A 19,226-nucleotide genomic window follows, 5' to 3' on the forward strand; every position below is an offset into this window, starting at 1 on the left:
AATGAGCAACGGCGCCCTCTTCGATCTGCGGCCGCTGCGCGAGAGCTCGGCCTTCCGCCGGATCTTCATCGCTCGCACCATCTCGATCTTCGGTATCGGGATGCTCATGGTCGGCGTACCGATCCAGGTCTACGACCTGACCGGATCGTCGCCGATGGTGGGTCTGGTCTCCGCGCTCGAAGGGGGCGCTGCGATCGGCGGCATGCTGCTCGGCGGCATGCTCGCCGACCGCTACAACCGCAAGTTCCTGATCCTGCTCGCCCGCACCGTCTCCGGTCTCACCTTCGTCGGACTGGCCGTCAACGCCGGTCTGTCGTCGCCCTCGGTGCCGGCGATTATCGCCCTGACGGTCGTCAACGGCCTGATCGGGTCGATCAGCATCGCGGCTCTGCTGGCAGTCGTGCCCACGCTCGTCCCCAAGGACCAGCTCGTCGCCGTCGGTGCGCTCAACGTGCTCAGCGCCCGCGCGGGAGCCGTCCTGTCCCCGGCGCTCGGCGGTCTCGTGATCGCAACGTTCTCGGTGGCGTGGAACTACTGGGTGGCCGCGATCGGCACCGCCGTGACCGTCACCCTGCTCTCGGGCCTGCCGGCGCTGAACCCACCGACGGCGGACGCCGGGCACGACGCCGACGCACCCGCGGAGACGGTGACCGGCTTCCTGCGCCGCGAACGCGTCGTCGGCGGGGTGATGATCGCCGGCGTCGTCGCGATGCTCGGCGGCGGTGTGCTCGTGCTCGTGCCGGCCTTTGCCGACGCGCGTTTCGAGGGCAATGCGGTCGCCATCGGTGTCATGTACGCGGCGATCGCGCTCGGCGCCGCCGCGGCCACGGTCACCAGCGGGTGGCTCGGCCGTTCGGTGCGGCCCGGCCGCGTGCTGCTCACCGCCCTGGTCCTCGGATTCGTCGTCCAGGCACTGGTCGGCTTCACGTCCGTTCTGGCGCTCACCGTCGTGCTGCTCGTGATCGTCGGTGTGTTCGGGGCCGTGCAGGAGGTGCTGCGCTACTCGCTGATCCAGACGCACACGCCGCACACGCTGCTGGGCCGGGTGAACGGTCTGTGGTCCGCCCAGGAGGTCGCGGGCATGTCGGTCGGTGCGCTCGTCGCGGGTCTGTTCGGCGGCATCTTCGACGCCCCGGACGCGGTCGTCTGGTACAGCGCCGCGATGGCGGTCCTCGCGCTGCTCGTGACCCTGGTGCTGCGACGACTGCGCGGCGCGACGGTGGAACCGAGCGCGCATCCGGTGACGGTCGAGTGACCGTACGCCGCGCGATCCACGGGTTCGCGTTCCTGACGCAGCGGAGCCGACCGTGTTTGCTGGGGTTCAGGGGTACTCATGAGGTGTCGTTAACGCGATCTTCACCGACACGCTTCCTCCGCCATCGAGCGAATCGCCCGTATCGGGGTTAGCGTCGGGGGTGTAGGCGGCGCAGGTGCCGTCTACACGGGAGGTCCCTGATCGTGTGGCTGACACAGTCCGAGCGAGGGGGCCGGCACCGGGCCTCCGTGGTCGTGACGACACCGGGGACCCACCGGCCCACCGAATACGTCCGGGCGGTGCCGTCCGGGCCGAGGAGCCCCACGTGAACGCAACACGCTCCGTCCCCACCCGCTCCGGCCACGCCTCCGGTACCGCCGCTGCGAAAGAATCCGCTGTACGCACCTACGTGCTGGACACTTCAGTGTTGCTCTCCGACCCTTGGGCGGTCACCAGGTTCGCCGAGCACGAAGTCGTCCTTCCGCTGGTCGTGATCGGCGAACTCGAAGGGAAACGGCACCACCACGAACTCGGCTGGTTCGCCCGCGAATCGTTGCGCCTGCTCGACGACCTGCGGCAGCGGCACGGACGCCTCGACCAGCCCATCCCTATCGGGGACGAGGGTGGCACCCTCCACGTGGAGCTCAATCACACCGACCCCATGGTCCTGCCCGCGGGATTCCGCACCGACACCAACGACTCCCGCATCCTCGCGTGCGCCCTGAACCTGGCCACCGAGGGACGCGACGTGGTGCTCGTCAGCAAGGACATCCCGTTGCGCGTCAAGGCCGGTGCCGTCGGCCTCGACGCCGACGAGTACCACGCCCAGGACGTGGTGATCTCGGGATGGACGGGCATGACCGAACTCGAGGTCGACCGGACCCTCATCGACGAGATGTTCACCGAGGGCATCGTCGACATCGACGATGCGCGGGATCTGCCGTGCCACACGGGGATCAGGCTTCTCGGTGGCTCCTCCAGTGCGCTCGGCCGGGTCACCGCCGACAAGCGGGTGCAGCTCGTCCGCGGCGACCGGGAGGCGTTCGGACTGCACGGGCGCTCCGCCGAACAGCGCGTCGCCCTCGACCTGCTGCTCGACGAATCCGTCGGCATCGTCTCCCTCGGCGGCAAGGCCGGAACCGGAAAGTCCGCGCTGGCACTGACGGCGGGACTCGAGGCCGTCCTGGAAAGACGAACCCACCGCAAGGTGGTGGTCTTCCGGCCGCTCTACGCGGTGGGTGGGCAGGAACTCGGCTACCTGCCGGGTACCGAGGCCGAGAAGATGAATCCGTGGGGGCAGGCGGTCTTCGACACCCTCGAAGGACTCGCCAGCCCGGCGGTGCTCGAGGAGGTGCTCAGCCGCGGAATGCTGGAAGTGCTGCCGCTCACGCACATTCGCGGCCGGTCGCTGCACGATTCGTTCGTCGTCGTCGACGAGGCACAGTCGCTCGAACGCAACGTGCTGCTCACCGTCCTGTCGCGGCTCGGTGCGGGATCGCGCGTCGTGCTCACCCACGACGTCGCCCAGCGCGACAACCTGCGTGTCGGCCGGCACGACGGTGTCGCGGCGGTCATCGAGAAGCTCAAGGGACATCCGCTGTTCGCGCACGTGACGCTCACCCGCAGTGAGCGGTCGCCGATCGCGGCGCTGGTGACGGAGATGCTCGAGGAGTTCGCTCCGGGCGCCTGACGCCCGAGCACGGTCGACGCGGCGCGTCCGGCATCCGCCGGGCGCGCCGTCGTCGTCAGGCCTCGTCGGAGGCGTCGGTGTCCTCGGAGAGAGGGCCGAGTTCGGCCTCGAGCACTTCCTGGACCACGCGCATCGCAGCGAGTCCGGCGGGGGCGCCGCAGTACGCCGAGCAATGGATGACGGATTCGACGATCTCTGTGCGGCCGAGCCCGTTGCGCAGGGCTCCGCGGACGTGTCCGCGCAGCTCGTTCTCGGCGCGCAGCGCGATGAGCATGCCGAGGTTGAGCAGGCTGCGGCTGCGCCGGTCCAGGCCGGGACGCGACCACACGGCACCCCAGGCGTGCTCGGTCACGAACTCCTGCATCGCCTCGGAGTCGGTGCCGCGGGAACGCTCGAATGCCCGCTCGACGAAGTCGTCACCCATCACTTCGCGCCGGATCTCCAGACCCGTCGTGAATCCAGGAGTGTGCTCGGCGTCGGACATGTCATCGCTCCCTGCTGATCCGTCGCCGAACGGTTCGGCGACGAACGGATTCTATGCGGGCGCCCTCAGGGGAGCGGTGGGGTGAGGATCGTCAGGAGCGACGCAGCACGGCGCGCAGGACGCCCACCACGGTTCCGCGGAGGAAGGTGAGGACGTCGAAGTGGTCGTCCCACACGGCGATCCGTCCGCCACGCACTTCGAAGGTGCCGCACACCCAGAACTCGATGCGCACCGGCCCGAAGCGCAGGATGTCGGTGCGTTCGGTGAGCACGATGTCGTCGTCGGCCGCGATGTGGTGGACGACGACGCCGAAGCCCATCGAAGGTCGCGCGAGACCTGCGAGGATCTTCCGGACCCGGGAGCCTCCGCGGATGGTGGGGAGCCAGGTGTTGTGCCACGCGATGTCGTCGGTGATCAGAGAGGCGGCGCGGTCGATGTCCTCGGCGGCCGTTGCCTCCAGGAAATCGGTCACCGTGGCGACGGCGTCCTGCGCGGTGGCGGTCTGTGTGCTCATCGTTCTCCTCGGCGTCGGCTGCGTCGCATGGTAACGGCAGGAGACCTGGGGTGGGGCGGATTGGTGCACGGCACGGAATCACCGGAAACCGGGTTGTGTCGCGGAGGAGTCGGGCACCCTGAAGTCAGGTACCCGTCCTCTCAGTGACAGGAGCGAACCGATGAATCGAATTCCCCGACGCAGAGCAGCGTTGGTGGCGGCCGCAGCGGCGATCGGACTGGTGGTGGCCGGTTGCAGCGACGACCAGTCGGCGGAGGAAACGGTGGGCAGCGCGACCAGCGCGGTCCAGTCCGCCGCGGAGAGCGTGGCGTCAGAGGCGGAGAGCGCCGTCGAATCGATCACGCAGGGCGACGATTCGCCCGAAGCCGAGGAGCCCGCGGCGGATCAGTCCAGTGCGGTGCCGGGACCGGACGGCGAGCAGGTCGAACTCAGCGGGCCGATCCTGCAGAAGTACGACGAGGTCGGCGGTGCGTCCAGCCCGCTCGGTGCCGCGACCGGCCAGCAGGAGGAGGTCGGCGACGGCTACGTCGCGGAGTTCGAGGGCGGCATCATCGCGTGGAGCCCCGACACCGACTCCCACATCGTGTGGGGTGAGATCCGCACGGCCTGGGAGGCCGCGGGTGGTGCCGGTGGCGACCTGGGCTTCTCGATCACCGACGAGGAACAGACCCCCGACGGTGCGCGGAGCAACTTCCAGTTCGGTTACATCACCTGGGCGCCCGGCGCCGGGACCGAGGTGGTCCAGGAATGAGGTGACTCCCCGACTCGCTGAGCCCTCGGCTATCCGCTCACGTTTTCGCCATCCGCTACAGCACATTCCGAGTTGCTGTAGCGGACGGCGAAATTCGTAGCGGCTGCAGGCGGGGGCCGGCCGGGACCCTGCGGGTCAGGACTCCTCGTCCACCCGCGTCATCGCCAGGACGTCGAGGCGGCGGTCCAGTTCCTCCTCGCTCAGGCGATCGCCGACGAGGCCGCGGTCCACAACGGCCTGACGGATCGTCTTCTTCTCCTTCAGCGCCTCCTTGGCGACGGCGGCCGCCTCCTCGTATCCGATCGCGGAGTTGAGGGGAGTGACGATCGACGGCGACGACTCCGCCAGTGTGCGCAGATGTTCGACGTTCGCGACCAGCCCGGTGATGCAGCGATCGGCGAACAGTCGGGAGACGTTGGCGAGCAAACGAATCGACTCGAGGACGTTGCGGGCCATCACCGGGATGTAGACGTTGAGTTCGAACGCCCCGGCCGCGCCGCTCCACGCCACAGTGGTGTCGTTGCCCACCACCTGCGCGGCGACCTGCGTAACCGCTTCGGGAAGAACGGGATTGACCTTGCCCGGCATGATCGAACTGCCGGGCTGCAGATCGGGGAGCTGGATCTCGGCCAGACCCGTGAGCGGACCGGACCCCATCCAGCGGATGTCGTTGGCGATCTTCGTCAGCGACACGGCGACGGTGCGCAGCGCCCCGGACACCTCGACCAGAGCGTCACGCGCGGCCTGAGCCTCGAAACTGTTGCGGGCCCCCTGCAACTCGTCGAGCCCGGTGGTCTCGACGAGCACGGCCACGACACGCGCCCCGAAATCCGCCGGTGCGTTGAGGCCCGTGCCCACCGCGGTACCGCCGATCGGCAGTTCGCCGAGGCGGGGGAGGGTCGCGCGGAGACGTTCGATCCCGGCCTCGATCTGGCGGGCGTAACCACCGAACTCCTGGCCCAGGGTCACCGGGACCGCATCCATCAGGTGCGTACGACCCGACTTGACGACCGCGCGCCACTCCTTCGCCTTCTCGGCGAGGGCACCGTGCAGGTGCTCGAGGGCGGGGATCAGATCCTTCACCGTCGCCTCGGTCGCGGCGACATGCGTCGCGGTGGGGAAAGTGTCGTTCGACGACTGCGACATGTTGACGTCGTCGTTGGGGTGGACCGTGACGCCGGCCTTCGCGGCGAGCGACGCGATGACCTCGTTGGTGTTCATGTTCGAGCTCGTGCCCGAACCGGTCTGGAAGACGTCGATCGGGAACTGGTCGTCGTACTCACCCGCGGCGATGGCATCGGCGGCCGCGACGATCGCGTCGGCCTTGTCGGGGTCGAGCAGACCCAGGTCCTTGTTCACCCGGGCGCAGGCGCTCTTGAGCAGACCCAGCGCGCGGATCTGTGCGCGTTCGAGTCCACGGCCCGAGATCGGGAAGTTCTCCACGGCGCGCTGCGTCTGGGCGCGCCACAAGGCGTCGACCGGAACCTGGACCTCGCCCATCGTGTCGCGTTCGATACGGAACTGCTGAGAAGACTGTTCGGTGTCGGTCATGTCCTCCACGTTATGCCGCCGGAACGAACGAGGAGGGGCACTGCACCAGAACTCGGTGCAGTGCCCCTCCTCGGAAGGATCGGTGACGATCAGGGCAGTGATGATCAGGGCATGGGCGGCGGGGAGCCGGCGACACCGTGGAAGTCGATGGACGAGAACTCGCTGAGCTTCTGCAGGCGGTGGTACGCCTCGATTATGCGGACCGTGCCCGACTTGCTGCGCATCACGATCGACTGCGTCTCCGCGCCCCCGGCGGAGTAGCGGACGCCGCGGAGCAGCTCACCGTCGGTGACGCCGGTCGCGCAGAAGAAGATGTTCTCGCCGGTGACGAGATCGGTGGTGGTGAGGACACGGTCGAGATCGTGTCCGGCGTCGATCGCCTTCTGGCGCTCGGCGTCGTCCTTCGGTGCCAGGCGACCCTGCAGCGCACCACCCATGCAGCGCATCGCGGCCGCGGCGATGATGCCCTCGGGGGTACCGCCGATGCCGAGCAGCATGTCGACACCCGAACCCGGACGTGCAGCGGCAATCGCGCCGGCGACGTCGCCGTCGGAGATCAGACGGATGCGGGCACCCGCCTCGCGCACCTCCCTGATGATCTGCGCGTGGCGCGGACGATCGAGGATCGTCACGGTCAGGTCGGCGTGCGCGATGTTCTTCGCCTTCGCGACACGGCGGATGTTCTCCGCGATCGGGGCGGTGATGTCGATGACGTCGGCGGCCTCGGGACCGACGGCGATCTTCTCCATGTAGAACACGGCGGACGGATCGAACATCGCGCCCCGCTCGGCCACGGCGAGCACCGCGATCGCGCCGGGAGCGCCCTTCGACATGAGGGTCGTGCCGTCGATGGGGTCGACCGCGACGTCGCACAGCGGACCGTCGCCGTTGCCGACCTCCTCACCGTTGTACAGCATGGGCGCTTCGTCCTTCTCGCCCTCACCGATCACGACGACACCCTGCATCGACACGGAGCTGACCATGTGCCGCATCGCGTCGACGGCGGCGCCGTCGCCACCTTCCTTGTCGCCGCGTCCGACCCACCGGCCGGCCGCCATCGCCGCGGCTTCGGTGACGCGGACCAGTTCGAGCGCGAGGTTGCGGTCCGGAGCTTCGCGGCGTGGGGTGCTGGCCGTCATGGGCTACTGCCTCCTGGAGACTTTTCGGTCGACGCGGGTTGCGCCGGCAGAGGGAGCGGGCGCCGAGGGCGCCCGCACGATCCGTGTGTGTCGCGTGGCTATTGTCTCATCACGGCCGATGGTGTGGGCTGTCGGACCCGCCCGGCCTGAACCTGCCCGTTTCGTAGCTGTCAGACTGGACGGGTGGCATCCAAGAAACCTCGCATCCTGCAAGACGGTCGAGATATGGCGTGGTCGCTGATCCCGCTGCTCGTGCTGATCCTCTTCATCGCGGCGATCGCCAGCCAGTGCGAGTTCAAGCCCGGCGGACCCACGGCGGGTCCCGTGCCGAGCTTCGACATCGATGCCGGCCTGAAGTACGACGCGGCGGAACTCGGATTCCCGATCCGCCACCCCGAGGTGCCCGAGGACTGGCAGCCCAACTCCGGTAGCCGCAGCATCGTTTCCGGTAACCAGGGCGGCGATTCGAGCACCGTCGGTTTCATCACTCCTGCAGGTCGCTACGTGCGCTTCACCCAATCGGATGCCGGTGAGGACGAACTGGTGCGATTCGTCGCCGGAGGTGCCCGCACCGCCACCGACACCAGGTCCGTCGAGGGCCACGACTGGGTGGTCTACGGCGGCGAGGGCGTCGAAGCGCTCTGGGTGTCGGACTTCGGCGACGTGCGCATCCTGATCGGTGGCTCCGGCGACGAGGCCGAGTTCACGACCCTGGCCACCGCCGCGGGCAGGGCCGAGCCCCTCGAACCCTGATCCGGGTCGGAGCGACCGAGCCCTGATCGTGAGCTCGGTCGAGGTCAGTCCTCGTCCTCGTACTCGTCGTCTTCGTCCTCGTCGTCCGTGAGGGAGAGCGCCTGCTCGACACGTTCGCGGGCGCCGGCGAGATGTTCCTCGCAGCGCTGCGCGAGTGCCTCGCCGCGCTCCCACAGCTGCAACGAGTCGTCGAGGTCGAGTCCGCCCTGCTCGAGCATCTTCACGACGTTGACGAGTTCGTCCCGAGCTCGCTCGTAGCCGAACTCCCGCACATCGGCGTTGGCGTCGTCGGTTCCCGCGTTCGTCACTGTCCTGATCTTCCTTGTCGTTCGTGTCCCATGACGGCGGCGCGGGCCGCGCCGTCCGCCACGCGCACTCGCAGCTGGGTGCCGATGGGCATCTCGTCGAGTGTGCGTACCACTTCGGGGGCGCTGCCCGGCACGATCCGCTGGACCACGGCGTAGCCACGCGCCAGGGTCGCCGCGGGCCCGAGGGTCGCCAACCGTGCCCGCAGGTGTTCGAGCGTCGACGATTGCGACGAGATCAATCGCGTGACGTCGCGTCGTGCCGCGTGCTGCAACCGCTCGATCTCCTCGTTCCGCCGGTCGAGATCGCGGAATGGATCGGCCAGGACGGGACGGTCGCGCAACTGTGCGATCACGTGTTCCTCGCGCCGGACCCAGTTGCGCAGCGCCGCCGCCGACCGTGCTCTCAGTTCGTCGACGAGATCGAGTTCGGCAACCGCATCGGGTACGACGCGCTTCGCGGCGTCGGTCGGGGTCGCGGCCCGCAGGTCGGCGACGTGATCACAGAGCGGACTGTCGGGCTCGTGGCCGATCGCGCTGACCACGGGCGTCGTACACGCGGCGATCGCGCGGCACAGCGCCTCGTCGGAGAAGGGCAGCAGATCCTCGACGCTGCCGCCGCCGCGGGCGAGGACGATCACGTCGACGTCCGGGTCCTTGTCGAGTGCTTCGATGGCGTCGATGAGTTGCGTAACCGCGGTCGGGCCCTGCACCGTCGCGTGGCGGACGTCGAACTGCACGGCCGGCCAGCGACGCTGCGCGACCGACAGCACGTCGCGTTCGGCCGCGCTGCCGCGGCTGGTGACCAGACCGACGCGGCGCGGCAGGAAGGGGAGGGGGCGCTTCAACCGCGGGTCGAACAGTCCCTCGGCCGCGAGCAACGCACGCAGTCGTTCGAGCCGCGCGAGCAGTTCACCGATACCGACGGCCCGGATCTCCGTGACTCGCAGCGCCAGACTGCCGCGGCCGGGCCAGAAGGTCATCTTCCCGAACATGATCACGCGGCTGCCCTCGGTGAGCGGCACCCCCGATTGCTGCAACAACTGGGGTGAACAGGTCACCTGCAGGGACATGTCCACCGACGGGTCGCGCAGGGTCAAAAACGCCGTCCGCGTCCCGGGGCGGGCGTTGATCTGCGTGATCTGCCCTTCGACCCAGATGGTGCCGAGCTTGTCGATCCACCCGGCGACCTTCTGCGCCACGGTGCGGACGGGCCAGGGCTGCTCCGCGGAGTTCGGGCGTGCCGCGTTCTGTCCGGCCGTCACTTGTTACGCGCGCTCGTGATCCGGTTCGACAGCATCGTCACGAACGGAGTACGCGCGGCGTGAGCATTCTCGTATTCGAGCACCGCTGTGAGCTCGTCCACCGACAGTGCGCGCAGGCGGGCACGCAGTTGGGCGAGGGTCAGCGAGTCGTAGTCGAGGTATTCGACGATCTCGGAACGATCGTCGGAAGCGACCTTCGTGTCCGTGGTCTCGCCGATCTTCGTGACCTCGGCGTCTGCGGACTTCGCGGCGGCCTTCTTCGGAGCAGACTTCTCGGCTGCCGTCTTCTTCGCGGGACCCTTCGTCGTCGCGGTGCCGGCCTTTACCGGTGCGGCCTGCTCGGCCACGGGTGCGTCGGCTTCGGTGGCCGGCGGGATCGAGTACAGGGCGAACCGGCCGGGAGCGCCGTTCGCGGCGCTGTTCGTCGAGGTCGCGGTCTCGTCCGAAGGGGTCGAGCCGTCGTCGTCGAAGGTCGCCCACTGTGCGGTCTCGGCGGGCTCCGCTCCGAAGATCTCGAAGAACTGGTCGCCCTTGATGGCGAACGAGGTCATGACCTGCTGCACTCGCATCGTCGTCTGCAGGATCTGGCTCACCGTCGTCATCGGCAACGAAACGGCTGTGCTCGGCAGCTTGAGGGTCTCTTCGTACGCGGTGACAGCAACGCCGGCAGCCACCCGTGCCAGGAACGGTGGACGGATCATGCCCCAAGACTGCCCGATGATCGGCCTGATTGGTAGCCGGGGAGCACGTCGGCCGCGAGCTGGAAAGCCACACTCCGACGCGCCCCGTACTCTGGAGGTATGTCTGCGCCTGTTCCTCTCGAAGTCGGGATCACACGGTCCGCCGGTCTCTCCACCTCCGGAAAGCGCGTCCTGCTCGCCGAGCCGCGCGGCTACTGCGCCGGCGTCGATCGCGCCGTCGAGACCGTCGAGAAGGCGCTCGACAAGTACGGTGCGCCGATCTACGTCCGCAAGGAGATCGTGCACAACCGCCACGTCGTCGACACGCTCGCCGACCGCGGCGTGGTGTTCGTCGACGAGACCGACGAGGTGCCCGAGGGTGCCGTGCTCGTGTTCTCGGCGCACGGTGTGTCGCCCGCGGTCCACGAATCGGCCGCTGCCCGGCAGCTGCGCACCATCGACGCGACCTGCCCGCTGGTGACGAAGGTCCACCAGGAGGCCAAGCGCTTCGCCCGCGACGACTTCGACATCCTGCTCATCGGTCACGAGGGCCACGAGGAGGTCGAGGGCACCGCAGGTGAGGCCCCCGACCATGTGCAGCTCGTCGACGGTCCCGACGCCGTCGATTCGGTGACCGTGCGCGATCCGTCGAAGGTCATCTGGCTGTCCCAGACCACCCTGAGCGTCGACGAGACGATGCAGACCGTGCAGCGTCTGCGCCAGAAGTTCCCGCAGCTGCAGGATCCGCCGAGCGACGACATCTGCTACGCCACGCAGAACCGCCAGGTCGCGGTGAAGGCGATGGCGCCCGAGTGCGATCTGGTGATCGTCGTGGGGTCGCGGAACTCGTCGAACTCCGTGCGGCTCGTCGAGGTCGCCCTCGGTGCGGGTGCCCGGGCAGCGCACCTGGTCGACTACGCCAAGGAGATCGATCCGGCCTGGCTCGAGGGTGTCGAGACCGTCGGCATCACCTCCGGCGCGTCGGTCCCCGAGATCCTCGTTCAGGGCGTCGTCCAGTTCCTCGACGAGCGCGGTTTCCACGACGTGCAGTCGGTGACGACCGCCAACGAGACCCTGGTGTTCGCTCTGCCGCGCGAACTGCGCGCGTCGCGTCGCTGAACCGGGTAGTTCCGTAGAGCGAAGACGACCGGTCACCGCCGTGAAGCGGCACGTGACCGGTCGTCTTCGTCGTGTGGGTCAGTCCTCGTAGCGGTCGCGGTACCGCACGCGCGGCGGCTCGTAGCCCTGCGTGGGTGCGGGGGAGGGCGCCGGTCGACCGGTGTCCGGCTCGGGTGCCGGACGGCGCCGCGGCTCGCGGATCTCCGGCTGCACCGGGTCCGCAGGTCGGGGAGCGCGGGCACGCCGGGGAGCGGGCTGCTCGGCGGCCGGGGATTCGGGACGGACGCGGCGACGGGATCGGGTGTCGGCGACCTCCCGGACCGACGCCTTCGCGGCCGGCGTCCCGCGGCCCGAAGCGGTGCGACGTGCATCCGCAGGGGTGGCCGTCGCCGGTCGCCCCCGGCCCGCACGCCTGGTCGGCCGGTCGTTTGCAGCGCGTGTCGGCCGGTCGCCCGCGGCGCGAGCGGGGCGGTCCTTCGCGGTTCCGGTCTTCGCTGCCCGCGACTTCGCCCGCTCTCGCGGCGCACGGGCACGTACTCCCGTGTTCTGTCGAGTCACGAAGATCCGGAAACCGCCGATGGCCAGTGCCAGGAGTGTCGCCACCAGCATCGCCGGGAAGCGGTTCACCAGCGGATAAGCGACGTTGAGCGCGAGATCCTTCAATCCGCCGGTGCTGGCGGAGGAGACGATCTCCTGACCGATCGGCACCGCGAGGACCAGCAGCAGAGGCGGCTGGGCCATGGCCGTGAACAGTCCGCGATAGCGCACCGCCACCACGGCCGCGACGCAGCCGAGCACGTAGAAGACAGTGAACGCAGAGGTCAGCTCGTTCCCGCGTGCGCTGTCGAGCAGCACCCCGAGAAGCGTCGTTCCGGCTGCGATCGCCACGGCACCCCACCAGGGCACACCGGGCACCGTAGGCACCAACGACCGCATGTCGAGCGGCACCGCCGAACGTGCACGTTGGGTTGCAGACACAACGTAGACATTAGCGTGGCGATGTCAGCTCGCTTCGTCGACAGGACCGTCCGCCACTGCTCTTTCTGCCAGAGTGCTGCGTCGCGGCCAAGCGTCGACACGCTGCACCTCGGGCACCTCACCGTCGAATATCTCCAGGTCGTGGAGCTTGCGGGCCGTCACGCCCACCCGGGTGTCCATCGATGAGACCGTCATGTTGAACGAATCGACGGCCTTGCCGAGCTGGTTGCCGAGCCGATCGAGGTGGGAACCGACCACACCGAGCCGTTGGTACAGTTCACGGCCCAATCGGTGGATGGTCGCGGCGTCGCGGGAGAGCGCCTCCTGCCGCCAGGTGTGTGCGATCGTGCGCAGCAACGCGACGAGCGTGGTCGGTGTGGCGAGGATGACGTTCCGGGCGAAAGCGTGCTCGAGCAGATCGGGATCGGCGCCGAGCGCGGCATCGAGGAACGGATCGCCGGGGACGAACAACACGACGAACTCGGGCGTCGGGTCGAACGACTCCCAGTAGGCCTTCGCCGCCAGTTGGTCGATGTGGGTGCGCAGTTGGCGTGCGTGGCGCGTGAGGTGCCGGTCGCGCTCGTCGGGCTCCTCGGCCTCGGCGGCATCCAGATAGGCGGCGAAGGGCACCTTCGCGTCGACGACGATCTGTTTGCCACCGGCGAGGTAGACGAGCAGGTCGGGGCGCACCCCGTCCTTGCTCACCTGGGTGTCGAAGTCGCAGTGCCGGACCATCCCGGCGAGCTCGACGACGCGTTCGAGCTGGATCTCGCCCCATCGTCCGCGGATCTGCGGCGCGCGCAGCGCGGTGACCAGCTGCTGGGTCCGCGTGGACAGCAGCTGCGACGCGCGGTGCATGCCCTCGACCTGCTCGCTCAGCCCGGCGTAGGCGTGCACGCGGTTGCGTTCGACGTGTTCGACCTGCCGGGCCAGCGCTCCGACGGCCTCGTTCAACGGGCCGACGAGCCGCGAGACCTGGTCGCCGATGGCACCGGACTGCCGGCGCGCGGCATCCTCGCTCACCGCTGCCAGCGACTGACGCAGCTGCTCCTCGTTGTCCCGCAGGGCTGCCAGCTGCACCTCGGCACGGGCTGCGCGTTCGCCGTCGCGGGTGGCCCGCAACAGCCAGCCGAGCACCACCCCGAGACCGAGCGCGACGAGCAGGCCGAGTGCCGTGAGTGCTGTCATGTGGCGGATGATGCCTCATCGATGCGACATCCACCCGACATCCGGGGATGTCGGTCCTCTCCTCTACCGTCTGTCCCATGCGGATCCTGCACACCTCCGACTGGCACATCGGCCGCACCTTCCACGGTGTCGACCTGCTCGCCGACCAGGCGCGTGCGCTGCGGGCCATCGCCGATCTGGTGGCCGAACGCCGGATCGACGTGGTGGTCGTGCCGGGCGACGTGTACGACCGGTCGATCCCGAGTTCCGACGCGGTCGCCGTGTGCAACGCCGGCCTCGAGGCCATCCGTGAGGCAGGGGCGATCATCGTCGCCACCTCCGGCAACCACGACTCGCCGGTCCGGCTCGGTGCCGGCGCTGCCTTCGCCGCGCACGGGGGTCTGCACCTGATCACCCGCGTATCTCAGATCGACAGCCCTGTTGTCCTGCACGACGAGCACGGCCCGGTCCGCTTCTACGGCATCCCGTATCTCGAACCCGAGATCACCCGCGCCGAGCTCGGCGTGCCCGAGGCCCGTTCGCACCAGCAGATCCTCGACGCGGCGATGGAACGCGTGCGCGCCGATGTCGCGGATCGGCACGGCCGCACGGTCGTCCTGGCGCACGCCTTCGTCGTCGGTGGCGAGCCCAGCGACTCCGAGCGGTCCATCTCCGTCGGCGGGGTCGAGACGGTCGCCGCGTCGTCGTTCGACGGTGTCGACTACGTCGCGCTCGGTCACCTGCATTCCCCGCAGACGGTGAGCGAGACGGTCCGGTACTCGGGATCGCCGTTGCCGTACTCCTTCGGCGAGCGCTCGCACCGCAAGGCGGTCTTCGTCGTCGACCTCGACGCCTCGGGTGCGGCGTCCGTCGAGCGGGTCGATCTCCCGGTGATCCGCGAATTGACTCGTCTCGAAGGCGAACTGGACGATCTGCTCGCCGATCCGGCGCATGCCGCCGTCGAGGAGCACTACGTCTCCGCGGTGCTGACCGACGCGATCCGCCCGCTCGACGCCATGCGTCGCCTGCAGGAGCGGTTCCCGTACGCCGTGCACGTCGAATGGCAGCGACCGACCGGGTCCACGGAGAGCAGCTACCGCGACAAGGTGCGCGGGCGCAGTGATCGCGACATCGCCGCGTCGTTCCTCACCGATGTGCGTTCCGAGCCGTCCGAACGCGAGCGCGGCTGGATCGACGAAGCGTTGAGGGAGGTCGACCGTCGTCGTGGCATCGGCGACGAGACCGACACGCAGTGGCGGACGGACGTGCCGGCATGAGACTGCACCACCTCGAGATCACGGCCTTCGGTCCGTTCGCCGACACCGTCGAGATCGACTTCGACGAGCTCGGCGCCGATGGGTTGTTCCTACTGCACGGGCAGACGGGCGCGGGCAAGACGTCGATCCTCGACGCGGTCGCGTTCGCGCTCTACGGCACCGTCCCCGGTGCTCGCTCCGAGGGGCGCCGGTTGCTGTCCGACCACGCACGGGTGGGTGCTGTGCCGACGGTCCGGCTCGAGGCGACCATCGCGGGTCGCCGTCTGGCCATCGAACGCAGCCCCGAGTTCGAACGCCCGAAGAAGCGCGGCACCGGCACGATCAAGCAGCAGGCCAAGGCGAATCTCACCTGGCTCGACGGGTCGGGGGAGAACCTGTCCCGCGCCCAGGAGATCGGCGACGTCGTCAAGTCGTTGCTCGGGATGAGCGCCGAACAGTTCTTCCAGGTGGTGCTCCTCCCGCAGGGCGACTTCGCCCGGTTCCTGCGTGCGAACAGCGAGGAGCGCGGCAGGCTGCTCGAGCGTCTGTTCGACACCACCCGTTTCGGCGACGTCGAGCAGTGGTTCCGCGATCGGCGCGGTGCCGGAACGAAACTGCTTGCCGAGCAACAGAAGAAGGTCGAAGTGCTCGCGGCGAAGGTGGCCGCGTCGGCCGGGATCGAGGCGGGAGCCGACGCCGATCCGGTGGAATGGGCGGGCCGCCTGCTCGCCGAGGCCGCCGAGAGCCGCGACGACGCCGCCGCAGCGCTTGCACGAGTCCGCGCCGTCGACGAGGTCAACCGGCGCAGGCTCGACGAGACCGTCGCTCTCGCTGACCGACTCCGCCGCCGCCGCGACGCCCTGAACATCCTTGCCGAACTCGAGCAGACGCAGACGCAGCGCGTCGCCGTGACAGCCGAACGCGACGCCGCGCATCGCGCGGTGAGCGTCGCGGTCGTCGATCGGGAGGCCGCCCGCCTCGCGCGCGAGGCCGATGCCGCCGTGGCGCGCGCCGAGACGGCCGCCGCGCCGCTCCGCAACGACGACGAAGGACGCGAACTCCTCCAGGCTGTCGGGCCGATGTCGTCCGCCGCCGACCGCGACATCATCCGACCTCGATGCGAGGAATGGTCCTCGGAGGCAGCGCGACTCGACGTCCTACTCGATCGCCGTCGTCGTCTCACCGAGCTCGAGAACGAACGCGAGAAGTTCGCCGGACGTCGCCGTGCCCTCACCGACGAGCGTCGGCAGGTGATCGACGAGCGCGCCGCGCTGCCCGAACGATCGACCGCCGCTGCTGATGCGGTCGCCGAGGCCGAACGCGCAGCCGCGATGCTCCTCGGCCTGTCCACCGCACGCGACCGTGCCGCCGACGCGCTCGACGCCGCCACCGAACTCGCTTCGCGCCGAAACGAACTCGAACGGCTCGAAGCCCGGGTACTGCAACTGCACTCCGAATACAACCACGCACGCGACGCGCACCTCGACGTCCGGCAGCGCCGGATCGACGGAATGGCAGCCGAACTCGCCGCGCGTCTCACCGACGGCGAACCGTGCATGGTCTGCGGTTCCACCGAACATCCCGAGCCCGCGCGCCCGGCTCCCGACACTGCGACGAAGGCAGACGAGGAACGCGCCCACGCCGCCGAGCAACGCGCCGCCACCGCGCTGAGCGAAGCACGCGAGGCCGTCACCGAACTCTCCGGGATCGTCGCCGTCCTCCGACAGCGTTGCGGCGACGCCGAACTCGCCGAACTCACCACCGCCCACGCCGAGGCGGTCCGCGCCCACAACGAGGCCGCCACCGTCGCCGGTCGGCTCGACCATCTGCGCGCGACGGTCGAGGACCTGCGCAAACTCGACACGGTGCTGGCCGAACAGGAGAAGCGGCTCGACGCCGAACTGTCCGAACTCGCCCGCGAGGACGCGGTCCGCGCGGCCGAGATCACGGAGATCCGCGAGCGCATCGTCGAGGCCGTCGGCGACCTCGACCTGCTCGCCCCGCGACGGAGGACGGTCGCGGCACTGTCCGCCGCCGCCACCGCGCTGCTCGACGCCCGCACCGCGGCCCTGCAGGCGCGCACGGCCGCCGACGAACGCGCCGCCGACGCCCGCACCGCAGCCGCGGAGGCGGGCTTCACCGACCTCGACAGCGCCCGCGCAGCTGTCCGGACACCCGAGCGGCTCGCTGAGATCGACCGCGTCCTGCGCGCCGCCGACGACGAACGCGCGGTGGCTACCTCCACGCTGAACGACCCGGCGATCGCGGCCCTCACCGGCGACGAGGTCGCTGACGTGACGGCCGCGCGCGCAGCGGTGGACGACGGTGCCGCGGCGGTCGAGGCCGCCCTGAGCGCGGCCACCGAGGCCGAGCGCCGGCACCTCGACATCGAGAACTACTCCCGGCGACTCGAGCGTGCCTGCGCCGAACTCGTCCCGCTGCTCGACGAACACGCCGAACTCTCCGCGCTCGCCGACGTCGTCGCCGGAATGGGGTCGAACGCCAAGAAGATGTCGTTGCGCTCGTACGTGCTCGCGGCGCGACTCGAGGAGGTCGCCGACGCCGCCTCCGAACGCCTGCGCAGGATGTCCGGCGGTCGCTACGAGTTCGTGCACTCCGACGCGGCCGAAAGCAGGGGGCGTCGCGGCGGTCTCGGTCTCGACATCCACGACGAGTACACCGGCGCCGTGCGATCGACGAAGACACTGTCGGGCGGCGAGTCCTTCCAGGCGTCCCTCGCCCTTGCCCTCGGCCTCGCCGACGTCGTCGCCGCCGAGGCCGGCGGGCTCGTGCTCGACACGATGTTCATCGACGAAGGGTTCGGTTCACTCGACGCCGACGCCCTCGAAGCGGTCATGGGGGTGCTCGACGAACTGCGCGCGGGAGGCCGCGTGGTGGGCGTGGTCAGTCACGTCGACGAGATGCGGCAGCGGATCCCGAGCAGGCTACACGTCATCCGTGGCCGCTCGGGATCCACCGTCCGCGTCGTGAGCTGACCGCCCCTCAGTCCTCGGAGGCGGCCGGTGCCGGAGAGGCCGGCTTCGGATCGGGCACCGAGGTGTCGCCCGGAGCCGGGAGTGCCTTCGTCTCGTCGTCCTCGCCTTCACTGGCGCGCTCGTCGATCTGTTCGCCGATGTAGCGGATGACCACCGCGGCCACCGCCGCGACCGGCACCGCCAGGAACGCACCGACGATCCCGAACAGCGACGAGCCGGCCGTCACCGCGAGCAGCACCACGGCCGCATGCAGGTTCATCGACCGCGACTGCAGCACCGGTTGCAGCACGTTCCCCTCGATCTGCTGCACCGCGATGATGAGGACCAGCACGATGATCGCGGTCGTGAAACCGTTGGCGACCAGCGCCACGAGGACTGCCAACGCACCCGCGACGAACGCACCGACGATGGGAATGAACCCGCCGATGAAGGTGAGGATCGCCAGGACGGGTGCGAGCGGGACTCCGAGGATCAGCAGGCCGATACCGATGAAGAGGGCGTCGATGAAGCTCACGAGGGCCTGCGTGCGGATGAACCCGCCCAGCGTGTCCCACATGCGGCCGAGTACCGCTTCGAGGTGGCGGCCGGCGCGGCCGCCGCTCACACGGTGCAGCCACGGGAGGAAGCGCGGACCGTCCTTGATGAAGAAGAACGTCAGCACGAGGACGAGAGCGAGCGTGACGAGCAGTGAGCCCGCCGTGCTGACACCGGAGAAGACGCCGCCCGCGATGGTGGCGGCACTGCCCTGCACTCGTTCGACCACGGCGTGGACGGCATTGTCGAGTTGCTCGTCGCGCAGGTTGATCGGGGGTCCCTTCACCCACTCCTGCACGGTGTTGATGCCTTCGGTGGCCTTGTTGGCCAGATCGGGCATCTGGGAGACCACCGACGGGACGATGCCGGCGATGATGCCACCGACGATCGCGAAGAACATCACGAGGGTCAAGCCGGCCGCAGCAGCCGGAGGAACACCGCGTTTGGTCATGAAGCGGGTGGGTGGCCACAGGATCGTGGAGACGACGATCGCGAGGGCGACCGGCAGCACGATCACCCACATCTTCTCGATGATCCAGCCGATCACCACCGCACCGGCGGCGATGACGACCAAGCAGGCCGACCACTTGGCGAGCCAGATTCCGCCCGTACCCAGCAGGCTTCCGCGGTCGGGCTTCGCCAACGGCTTCCCACTGCTGTCACCGCTGGGCGCGGTCTTCGATTCGGTCAACGACGGTCCTTCCGACATGTATCGAGCTCGATACCGATCGACAGTCGCCAATCTACGGTCACCGAGCGCCGCGCGTGGTCCGGACGACACGCCGGAAA

At 69.2% G+C, this 19,226-nt stretch carries 17 protein-coding genes; 7 read left to right on the plus strand and 10 right to left on the minus strand.

Annotated features, from left to right (window positions below; genetic code table 11):
- Position 1 precedes the first annotated feature (1 nt).
- A complete protein-coding gene (entS, locus tag LPH33_RS06075; RefSeq protein WP_229567431.1) occupies positions 2 to 1,255 on the plus strand; it encodes an enterobactin transporter EntS in 1,254 nt (417 codons plus the stop codon).
- 325 nt (positions 1,256 to 1,580) lie between these two features.
- Positions 1,581 to 2,945: a PhoH family protein gene (locus LPH33_RS06080; protein ID WP_024103276.1), complete on the plus strand. Its 1,365-nt coding sequence runs from the start codon at positions 1,581 to 1,583 to the stop codon at positions 2,943 to 2,945.
- A gap of 55 nt (positions 2,946 to 3,000) precedes the next feature.
- Here the strand turns inward: LPH33_RS06080 and LPH33_RS06085 are convergent, their stop codons facing one another.
- Both LPH33_RS06085 and LPH33_RS06090 read right to left on the minus strand, forming a co-directional pair.
- Positions 3,001 to 3,429 carry a carboxymuconolactone decarboxylase family protein gene (locus LPH33_RS06085; protein ID WP_120281767.1) on the minus strand — a complete coding sequence of 143 codons (429 nt, stop codon included), beginning with the start codon at positions 3,427 to 3,429 and terminating at the stop codon, positions 3,001 to 3,003.
- Between the two features lie 91 nt (positions 3,430 to 3,520).
- Positions 3,521 to 3,943, minus strand: a complete 423-nt coding sequence (locus LPH33_RS06090; protein ID WP_229567432.1) for a limonene-1,2-epoxide hydrolase family protein — start codon at positions 3,941 to 3,943, stop codon at positions 3,521 to 3,523.
- A 160-nt stretch (positions 3,944 to 4,103) separates the two neighbouring features.
- On the opposite strand from LPH33_RS06090, the gene LPH33_RS06095 reads away from it, so the two are divergent.
- Complete coding sequence (locus LPH33_RS06095) at positions 4,104 to 4,694, plus strand: LGFP repeat-containing protein (protein WP_229567433.1); 591 nt, start codon at positions 4,104 to 4,106, stop codon at positions 4,692 to 4,694.
- Between the two features lie 135 nt (positions 4,695 to 4,829).
- Here the strand turns inward: LPH33_RS06095 and LPH33_RS06100 are convergent, their stop codons facing one another.
- Positions 4,830 to 6,245 (minus strand): class II fumarate hydratase, encoded by a 1,416-nt coding sequence (locus LPH33_RS06100; RefSeq protein WP_229567434.1) that lies wholly within the window; start codon positions 6,243 to 6,245, stop codon positions 4,830 to 4,832.
- 104 nt (positions 6,246 to 6,349) lie between these two features.
- Positions 6,350 to 7,384 carry a class II fructose-bisphosphatase gene (gene glpX, locus LPH33_RS06105; RefSeq protein ID WP_229567435.1) on the minus strand — a complete coding sequence of 345 codons (1,035 nt, stop codon included), beginning with the start codon at positions 7,382 to 7,384 and terminating at the stop codon, positions 6,350 to 6,352.
- Positions 7,385 to 7,567: 183 nt separating this feature from the next.
- Here glpX and LPH33_RS06110 point away from each other — a divergent pair, with 183 nt between their 5' ends.
- Positions 7,568 to 8,137, plus strand: a complete 570-nt coding sequence (locus LPH33_RS06110) for a DUF4245 domain-containing protein (RefSeq protein ID WP_024103281.1) — start codon at positions 7,568 to 7,570, stop codon at positions 8,135 to 8,137.
- 44 nt (positions 8,138 to 8,181) lie between these two features.
- On the opposite strand, the gene LPH33_RS06115 is transcribed toward LPH33_RS06110, so the two are convergent.
- From LPH33_RS06115 to LPH33_RS06125, 3 genes are read right to left on the minus strand one after another with little or no spacing between them, the layout of a single operon-like run.
- Entirely contained in the window at positions 8,182 to 8,445 is a 264-nt protein-coding gene (locus tag LPH33_RS06115) for an exodeoxyribonuclease VII small subunit (RefSeq protein WP_006553906.1), read from the minus strand.
- Positions 8,442 to 9,707 carry an exodeoxyribonuclease VII large subunit gene (xseA, locus tag LPH33_RS06120; RefSeq protein ID WP_033097245.1) on the minus strand — a complete coding sequence of 422 codons (1,266 nt, stop codon included), beginning with the start codon at positions 9,705 to 9,707 and terminating at the stop codon, positions 8,442 to 8,444. The genes LPH33_RS06115 and xseA overlap by 4 nt, the downstream gene beginning before the upstream one ends.
- Positions 9,704 to 10,408 (minus strand): lipid droplet-associated protein, encoded by a 705-nt coding sequence (locus LPH33_RS06125; protein WP_006553908.1) that lies wholly within the window; start codon positions 10,406 to 10,408, stop codon positions 9,704 to 9,706. Before LPH33_RS06125 ends, xseA begins: the two co-directional genes overlap by 4 nt.
- Before the next feature lie 99 nt (positions 10,409 to 10,507).
- Between LPH33_RS06125 and LPH33_RS06130 the strand changes: the two genes are divergently transcribed.
- Positions 10,508 to 11,506 carry a 4-hydroxy-3-methylbut-2-enyl diphosphate reductase gene (locus LPH33_RS06130; RefSeq protein WP_006553909.1) on the plus strand — a complete coding sequence of 333 codons (999 nt, stop codon included), beginning with the start codon at positions 10,508 to 10,510 and terminating at the stop codon, positions 11,504 to 11,506.
- A gap of 78 nt (positions 11,507 to 11,584) precedes the next feature.
- Here LPH33_RS06130 and LPH33_RS06135 read toward each other — a convergent pair whose 3' ends face one another.
- Together LPH33_RS06135 and LPH33_RS06140 are read right to left on the minus strand one after the other, a co-directional pair.
- Positions 11,585 to 12,484: a DUF6542 domain-containing protein gene (locus LPH33_RS06135; protein ID WP_324256227.1), complete on the minus strand. Its 900-nt coding sequence runs from the start codon at positions 12,482 to 12,484 to the stop codon at positions 11,585 to 11,587.
- Positions 12,485 to 12,508: 24 nt separating this feature from the next.
- Entirely contained in the window at positions 12,509 to 13,672 is a 1,164-nt protein-coding gene (locus LPH33_RS06140) for a DNA recombination protein RmuC (protein ID WP_229567436.1), read from the minus strand.
- Positions 13,673 to 13,749: 77 nt separating this feature from the next.
- Between LPH33_RS06140 and LPH33_RS06145 the strand changes: the two genes are divergently transcribed.
- Together LPH33_RS06145 and LPH33_RS06150 are read left to right on the plus strand one after the other, a co-directional pair.
- The gene (locus LPH33_RS06145) at positions 13,750 to 14,928 is read left to right on the plus strand and encodes an exonuclease SbcCD subunit D (protein WP_229567437.1); all 1,179 of its coding nucleotides are present in this window, start codon (positions 13,750 to 13,752) and stop codon (positions 14,926 to 14,928) included.
- On the plus strand, positions 14,925 to 17,903 hold the full coding sequence (locus LPH33_RS06150) for an AAA family ATPase (protein WP_229567438.1): 2,979 nt from the start codon (positions 14,925 to 14,927) through the stop codon (positions 17,901 to 17,903). The genes LPH33_RS06145 and LPH33_RS06150 overlap by 4 nt, the downstream gene beginning before the upstream one ends.
- 7 nt (positions 17,904 to 17,910) lie before the next feature.
- Here the strand turns inward: LPH33_RS06150 and LPH33_RS06155 are convergent, their stop codons facing one another.
- Positions 17,911 to 19,128 (minus strand): AI-2E family transporter, encoded by a 1,218-nt coding sequence (locus LPH33_RS06155; protein ID WP_229567439.1) that lies wholly within the window; start codon positions 19,126 to 19,128, stop codon positions 17,911 to 17,913.
- Between the last annotated feature and the right edge of the window lie 98 nt (positions 19,129 to 19,226).

The sequence above is a fragment of the Rhodococcus sp. RDE2 genome, assembly GCF_020885655.1.
GTDB lineage: Bacteria > Actinomycetota > Actinomycetes > Mycobacteriales > Mycobacteriaceae > Rhodococcus > Rhodococcus pyridinivorans.